General features: G+C 73.8%; 7 protein-coding genes. 6 read left to right on the forward strand and 1 reads right to left on the reverse strand.

Translation table 11 applies throughout. The features are described from left to right. Nucleotides 1-116: 116 nt before the first annotated feature. The gene (locus OTB20_RS37075; RefSeq protein ID WP_267824342.1) at nucleotides 117-515 is read right to left on the reverse strand and encodes a hypothetical protein; all 399 of its coding nucleotides are present in this window, start codon (nucleotides 513-515) and stop codon (nucleotides 117-119) included. Nucleotides 516-808: 293 nt separating this feature from the next. On the opposite strand from OTB20_RS37075, the gene OTB20_RS37080 reads away from it, so the two are divergent. The 6 genes from OTB20_RS37080 (at nucleotide 809) to OTB20_RS37105 (ending at nucleotide 6,714) form a co-directional block, all read left to right on the forward strand. Then, nucleotides 809-1,312, forward strand: coding sequence for a hypothetical protein (locus tag OTB20_RS37080; RefSeq protein WP_267824343.1), 504 nt, complete (start codon nucleotides 809-811; stop codon nucleotides 1,310-1,312). After that, nucleotides 1,309-2,763, forward strand: a complete 1,455-nt coding sequence (locus OTB20_RS37085) for a peptidoglycan-binding protein (protein ID WP_267824344.1) — start codon at nucleotides 1,309-1,311, stop codon at nucleotides 2,761-2,763. The genes OTB20_RS37080 and OTB20_RS37085 overlap by 4 nt, the downstream gene beginning before the upstream one ends. Nucleotides 2,764-2,930: 167 nt before the next feature. Continuing rightward, the gene (locus tag OTB20_RS37090; RefSeq protein WP_267824347.1) at nucleotides 2,931-3,617 is read left to right on the forward strand and encodes an ABC transporter ATP-binding protein; all 687 of its coding nucleotides are present in this window, start codon (nucleotides 2,931-2,933) and stop codon (nucleotides 3,615-3,617) included. Then, complete coding sequence (locus OTB20_RS37095; RefSeq protein ID WP_267824345.1) at nucleotides 3,614-4,882, forward strand: ABC transporter permease; 1,269 nt, start codon at nucleotides 3,614-3,616, stop codon at nucleotides 4,880-4,882. Before OTB20_RS37090 ends, OTB20_RS37095 begins: the two co-directional genes overlap by 4 nt. 221 nt (nucleotides 4,883-5,103) lie before the next feature. Continuing rightward, entirely contained in the window at nucleotides 5,104-5,796 is a 693-nt protein-coding gene (locus OTB20_RS37100) for a demethylmenaquinone methyltransferase (RefSeq protein ID WP_267824346.1), read from the forward strand. A 6-nt stretch (nucleotides 5,797-5,802) separates the two neighbouring features. Beyond that, a complete protein-coding gene (locus OTB20_RS37105) occupies nucleotides 5,803-6,714 on the forward strand; it encodes a glutaminase (RefSeq protein ID WP_267759897.1) in 912 nt (303 codons plus the stop codon). The last annotated feature ends 418 nt before the right edge of the window (nucleotides 6,715-7,132 follow it).

Consider the following 7,132-nt stretch of genomic DNA (forward strand, 5'->3'; position numbering starts at 1 on the left):
CCTGCGGCAGGAGTCCCGCCAGGGCGGCGGCCGCGGCGGCAGCCCCCGAGCAGAGCAGGAGCGGCAGGATCAGCCGGGCGGAGCGGCGCTTCTCGGTGCGCGATCGTGAAGAGGTGTCAGCGGACCCAGTACGACGAAGAAATGGCGTTCTTGAAGGTGGCGCTGGCATTGCCCGCGTAGCCGGCGGGGATGGTCCCGTGCGAACCGCCGCGGTTCCAGTCGGTGTAGACGTCCCAGGTGAACGAGTCCAGGTTCCGGTAGGACTCCGTGTAGTCGTTGGTGGTGTGACCCGCGCAGGACTGCGAGCCCTTGAAGTAGTCGTTCGCGAAGTTGGTGTCGTCCAGGACCAGGTCGAATACCGAATTCCCCTGGTTCTGGAGGCAGAAGAGGCCGAACTCTCCGGACGTGATCCAGCCGTCCTTCTCCGCGGCGTTGGCCGAGCCGAGCGAGAGGCCGACGGCGGACAGGGCGAGAACTGCGGTGACGGCGGCGCGCATGACGATGCGAGAACGCATGTATCTGTGCCTTTCCGTAAGGAGCGTTGACGGCGTCGGTGACGGATCGCGTACCTGCGGGCACGGAACCCGGCAGTTGATCCGGTCCAACGGACCGGCCTGAAGTCAACGTTGTCCCGGCCACCCGTACAACTAGCCTTCGGACCAGTTACGTCCAGAGGGCGCGGCTCCTAGGGTGTACGCGGAGGCGCCCTGTTGACGTACGGCGCCCGCTCCGGCGCCGGCTCGCGGCGGGAGCGTACGAAGGGGTCGAATCTGTGTCATCTCCACGCGTCCGGTCCGCGTCCGCGCCGATGCTGTCATCCCTGGCGGCGGCGGTCCTCCTGCTCGCCGGCTGCTCCGGCGGGGGATCGGACGGCCAGGCCCCCGCCCCTTCCGGCACCACGGGCACGTCGACGGCCGCCGGACCCGCCCCGACCGGCAAGGACGGCGCCGATCCCGGACAGGCGGCCTTCTTCGCCTGCCTCAAGGAGCAGGGGCTGCCCATGAAGGACACCCCCTCCGGGGTGCAGGTCGTCGACGGAGCCAAGTCCGACCCCGCCAAGGTGCGGGAGGCCGAGCTGGCGTGCGCCGCCAAGCGGGTGCAGCCCTCGGTGGACGCGGCGACGCTGGCCAAGGCGAAGGAGTTCGCCGCCTGCATGCGCGCGAACGGCGCCACCGACTTCCCCGACCCCGACCCGGTCACGGGTGACTCCGGGGTCGACGCCCGGCTGAAGGCGGACCCGAAGGGGGTTGCCGCCCTCCGCAAGTGCGCCGACAAGGCCCCGGCCGGTTCTTCGGGCCTGGTGGGTGGATGAGCGCGAAGCACCGTAAATGGGTCGCCGCCGTGGCCGGCGGGGCGGCCCTGCTCGCGGGCGCCGGAGTCGCGGCCTCGGCGGTGATCAAGTCCCCCGCGCAGGTGGCGGCCGACGCGGGGCCGCCCCCGATGGACGTCCTGGTGGCCCGGGTCGAGAAAAGGGTGCTGCGCGACACCGTCATCCTGCGCGGCACCGCGACCGCCACCCAGACCGTGCAGGTCACGCCGACCGCACGGGCCGAGGGCGCGGCGGCGCCGGTGGTCACCAAGGTCGCGGCCACCGCCGGGAGCCCGGTGGAGGCGGGGCGGGTCCTGCTGGAGGTCTCGGGACGGCCCGTGTTCGTCCTGCCCGGCAGACTGCCCGTCTACCGGGACCTCAAGCCCGGGGCCACCGGAGAGGACGTCAAACAGCTCCAGCAGGCACTGGCCGGCCGGGGACACCCGGCCGGCGGCGACAAGGCCGGCACCTTCGGAGCCGGCACCAAGACCGCGCTCACCGCCTTCTACCGGTCGATCGGCTACGACGCGCCGCCCGCGCTCGCCGACGGCGGGCAGGCGGTGGAGGCCGCGGAGGAAGCGGTGACGGGGGCCCGGCGGGCCCTCGAGGACGTCCGGGCGGCGGGATCGGCTGCGGGCGGATCCGGGGGGTCCGGCGGGGCAGGCGGGGCCGGGGGGTCCGGCGGGACGAAGGGCGCCGGCTCGGCTTCGGGTGCGAAAGCGGCTTCCGCGCTCGCCGTGCGCCGGGCCGAGGAGGACCTCGCCAAGGCGCGGCGCAAGCTGACGGAAGCGCAGGAGGTCGCGGGCCCGATGCTCCCGGCCGGGGAGGTCGTCTTCCTGGAGGGCTTCCCCGCGCGGGTCACCGCGGTGAACACCCGGGTCGGGTCCGCGGCCACCGGGCCCGCGCTGACGCTGTCCGCGGGGGCGCTGGTGGTACGGGGGCAACTCCAGGAACACCAGAAGGGATTGGTCCGGGCCGGCCAGCGGGTGGAGATCAAGTCCGAGGTCAGCGGGGTGACGGCCACGGCCGAGGTCGCGTCGGTGGCCGACACGGCCGCGGCCCCGCCCGCGCAGCCGCAGGGCGGTACCGGGGACGGCCAGCAGCAGGCCCCGCCGGGAGCGCCGGGCTACGCCATGGTCGTGGAGCCCGACAGCCCGCTGGACCCCGCGCTCGCGGGACAGGACGTACGGCTGACCGTGGAGGCGGCGGCGACCTCCGGGGACGCGCTGGTGGTGCCGGTGAGCGCGGTCTCGGCGGGCGCGGACGGGCGCACCAGCGTGTCCGTGGTCGACTCCGCAGGGAAACGCCGACAGGTGGAGGTCCAGGCGGGCACGACGGGCGACGGCTACGTGGAGGTCAGACCGGCCGGCGCCGGCGAACTCTCCGAGGGGGACAACGTCGTCACCGGGATCAACCCCGGCCTCGCCGCGGGCGCGGGAGGGAAGAAGCAGTGACCCCGGGCGGGCCGGAGCCCCGTAGCGCTCCGGGCAGCAGCGGTGGGGAGAGCGGCAGGGGTGGGGAGACCGGCGGACGCGGGGGGACCGTCGGGGATGCCGGGGATGCCGGGGATGCCGGGGGGACCGGCGGCGGCGCCCGGGGGAGCGGCGGCGCGGAGCCGGTCATCGAGTTCCGGGGGGTCGGGCTCGCCTACCCCGGGCCGCCGCCCGTCCTCGCGCTCACCGACTGCGATCTCGTGGTGCGCAGCGGTGAGTTCGTCACCGTCGTCGGGCCCTCCGGGTCGGGGAAGTCCACCTTCCTCAACATCGCCGGGCTGCTCGACGCCCCCACCGCCGGCACGTACCTGCTGGACGGGGTGGACACCGGGGCGCTGGGGGACAGCGGCCGGGCGTCGTTGCGCGGGCGCCGCATCGGCTTCGTCTTCCAGTCCTTCCACCTCCTCTCCCACCGCTCCGCCCTGGAAAACGTGGCCCTCGCCATGCTCTACAACGGCTTCCCCCGCAAGGAACGCGAACCCCGCGCCCGCGAAGCCCTGCGCAGGGTCGGGCTCGGGCACCGCGTCGACGCCCTGCCCACCCGGCTCTCCGGCGGCGAGCGGCAGCGGGTCGCCATCGCCCGGGCCCTGGTGACCCGGCCCTCGCTCCTGCTCTGCGACGAGCCGACCGGCAACCTGGACACGGAGAACGCGGGAACGGTGCTTGAGCTCCTGGACGAACTGCACGCGGACGGCATGACCGTCCTGGTGATCACCCACGATCCGGAGGTGGCGGCCAGAGGAGGCCGTACGGTCCGCATCCGCGACGGGGTGCTGGCGGAGGACCTGCCGCCGGTCCCGAAGGCGGCGTCATGAGGCTCTACCCGCAGCGCCGGGCCAAGGGCACCGCCCCGGCCCGGCCCCTGCCCGACCCGCCCACCCGCCTCGCGCCGAGGGACGTCCTCGGCGAGGCCTTCGCCGGGCTGGTCCAGCGACCGGCCCGGTCCGCGCTGACCGCGCTGGGCACCGTACTCGGCGTCGGATCCTTCGTCGCGATCCTCGGCCTGACGGCCACCACCTCCTCCCAGATCGACGCCCGCTTCAGCGTGCTCGGCGCCACCGAGGTCACCGTCGAGGACGTGGCCCGCAGCCAGGACCAGTTCACCGGCCCCGGCTTCCCGGCCGACGCCGACGAACGCACCGAGCGGCTGGGCGGAGTACGGGACGCGGGCGTCTACTACACGGTCCGGCTGCCCACCGACGGGACCGTCCGGTCGGCCCCCGTCGGCGACGCCGCCCGGGGCGAGAAGATCGACGTCGTCGCCGCCTCACCGGGCGCCCTGCGGGCCGCCGTTCCCCGCATCGACCGGGGCCGGCTCTACGACGCCTACCACTCCGGCACCCGGCAGCGGGTCGCCGTACTGGGCGCGGCCGTCGCCTCCCGGCTCGGCATCACCACCCTGGACACCGCGCCCGCCGTGTTCATCGGCGACGAGCCCTTCACCGTGGTGGGGATCATCGGCAACGTGGAGCGCAAGGCGGACCTCCTGCTGTCCGTCGTGGTCCCGCGGACCACCGCCGAGGAAATCTGGGGACCGCCGCAGGGCGACGGCGCCCGGATGCTCATCGCCACCGAACTCGGCGCGGCCCAGCAGGTGGCCCGGCTGGCCCCTACGGCGCTGCGCCCCGACCACCCCGAATACCTGAAGGCGGTCGCCCCGCCGGATCCGCGCTCCCTGCGGACCAACGTCTCCTCGGACCTGGGCCGGCTCTTCCTCGTCCTCGCCGGGATCTGCCTGATCATCGGCGCCGTGGGCATCGCGAACACGACGCTGGTCGCCGTCCTGGAGCGGACCGGGGAGATCGGCCTGCGCCGGGCCCTGGGAGCGCGGGGGCGGCACATCAGCGGCCAGTTCCTCGCCGAGTCGGGTGCGCTGGGCGCGCTCGGCGGCCTGGTGGGGACCTCGCTGGGCTGCCTGACGGTGGTGCTCGTGGCGGTGTTCCGCGACTGGACGCCGGTGATCCATCCGGCGACGGTGCTCGCCGCGCCGGCGATCGGCCTGGTGACCGGCCTGCTCGCGGGCCTCTACCCGGCCTGGCGCGCCTCCCGGATCGAACCGGCGGAGGCCCTGCGCCGGTGACCCGCCGGCGCCGGGGCGGCTGCCCGGGCACTACGGGCGGCGGCCCGTCCCGGCGCGCCCGTCCCGTCGCGCCGCAGGCCCCGTACGGGCGGCCGGGTGCGGGGGCCGGATGCGGTCGCCGGGGGGCCTGCGAGAATGGCGGGGCGGTCCGCAGGACCCTGCCGAACCGCTGCCGAACCGTTCGCCGAACCATTCGCACCGCACCCGAGGGGCCCACGCCAGTGACCACCGCTTCCCTGGACAAGCAGCCGCACGAAGTCGCCTCCATGTTCGACGGCGTGGCGGCGAACTACGACCTCACCAACGACGTCCTCTCCCTCGGGCAGGCCCGCCTGTGGCGCAAGGAAGTCGCCAAGGCGGTCGGCGCGCGCCCCGGACAGCTCGTCCTCGACCTGGCCGCCGGCACGGCCACGTCCTCGCTGCCCTTCGCCGCCACCGGCGCGTACGTCGTGCCCTGCGACTTCTCCCTCGGCATGCTCCGCGAGGGCAAGAAGCGCAACCCCTGGCTGCCGCTGACCGCCGGCGACGCGACGAAGCTGCCGTTCAAGGACGACGTCTTCGACACCGTCACCATCTCCTTCGGCCTGCGAAACGTCCAGGACACGGACGCCGCCCTGCGCGAGCTGCGCCGGGTCACGAAGCCCGGCGGCCAGGTCGTGATCTGCGAGTTCTCGCAGCCCACGTGGGCCCCCTTCCGGACCGTCTACACCGAGTACCTGATGCGCGCGTTGCCGCCGGTGGCCCGGGCGGTCTCCTCCAACCCCGACGCGTACGTCTACCTCGCCGACTCCATCCGCGCCTGGCCCGACCAGCCGGCGCTGGCCGCGCTGCTGCAGAAGGCCGGCTGGTCCAAGGTGGCCTGGCGCAACCTCACTGGCGGCGTCGTCACCCTGCACCGCGGCACCAAGGACTAGTTCCCGGTGGACTACCAGGCACTGCTGGAGCAGGTCGCGAAGGACATCGCCCCGCTGGTGGGCAGCGGGGCACCCGCCGAGTACATTCCGGCGCTGGCGTCCGTGGACCCCCTGCAGTTCGGCATGGCCATCGCCGACCTCGACGGCAACGTGTTCGGGGTGGGGGACTGGCGGACGCCGTTCTCCACGCAGTCCATCACCAAGGTCTTCGCCCTGGCCCTCGCGCTCGCCGAGGGCGGCAACAGCCTGTGGGAGCGGGTGGGCCGGGAACCCTCGGGCAACCCGTTCAACTCCCTCGTACAGCTGGAGTACGAGAACGGCATCCCGCGGAACCCCTTCATCAACGCGGGCGCGCTCGTCGTCACCGACCGGCTCCAGACCCTGACGGGCGACGCGAGCAGCGAACTGCTGCGGTTCCTCCGGGAGGAGAGCCAGAACCCGGCCGTCGCCTTCGACGCGGAGGTCGCCGCCTCCGAACACGAACACGGAAACCGCAACGCGGCTCTGGCCCACTTCATGGCCTCCTACGGGAACATCGACAACCCGGTGCCGATGCTGCTGGACCACTACTTCTGGCAGTGCTCCATCGAGATGAGCTGCGCCGACCTGGCCCGGGCCGGCCGCTTCCTGGCCCGCCACGGGCTCCGCGCGGACGGCTCGCGGCTGCTCACGCGCAGCGAGGCTAAGCAGGTCAACGCGGTGATGCTGACCTGTGGGACGTATGACGCGGCGGGGGAGTTCGCCTACCGCGTCGGCCTGCCGGGCAAGAGCGGGGTGGGCGGCGGCATCGTCGCGGTCGTCCCGGGCGCGTGCACGCTGGCCGCCTGGAGCCCCGGCCTGGACTCCCAAGGCAACTCCGTCGCCGCGGTAGCCGCTCTGGACCGCTTCACCACCCTGACAGGCCTGTCGGTCTTTTAACGCGCCCCTCGCACGGCTCGGCCCTGGCGGGCCTCCCCGGCTTCGGGACGCTGCGCCGGACTCCGTCCGTCGGCCCGGGGCCCTGCAGGGCCGCCGTCCCCTACCCGCCTTCCACCGTTCCCCGGGGCTGCGCCCCAGATCGCGCGCCTCAAACGCCGGCGGGGCTGGATGTGTCCAGCCTCGCCGGCGTTTGAGGCGATCTTTCAGCCCGTCCGGCGTTTGAGGACCGGGTCGGGCCGAGCCCGGGGAACGGGCGAAGGGCGGGTAGGGGACAGAGCCCGCGCAGCGAGGGGTCAGACACCCCATGTCGTTTGGTGTCAAGCGGGGTGGGGGTGGGCGTGGTGGGACCAGGCGGTTGCTTCGTCGTAGTGGGTGCGGGTTTTGAGGCAGCCGTGGAGGATGCCGACGAGTCGGTTGC

Origin of the sequence: Streptomyces sp. H27-H1 (genome assembly GCF_026627445.1) — a bacterium.
GTDB lineage: Bacteria > Actinomycetota > Actinomycetes > Streptomycetales > Streptomycetaceae > Streptomyces.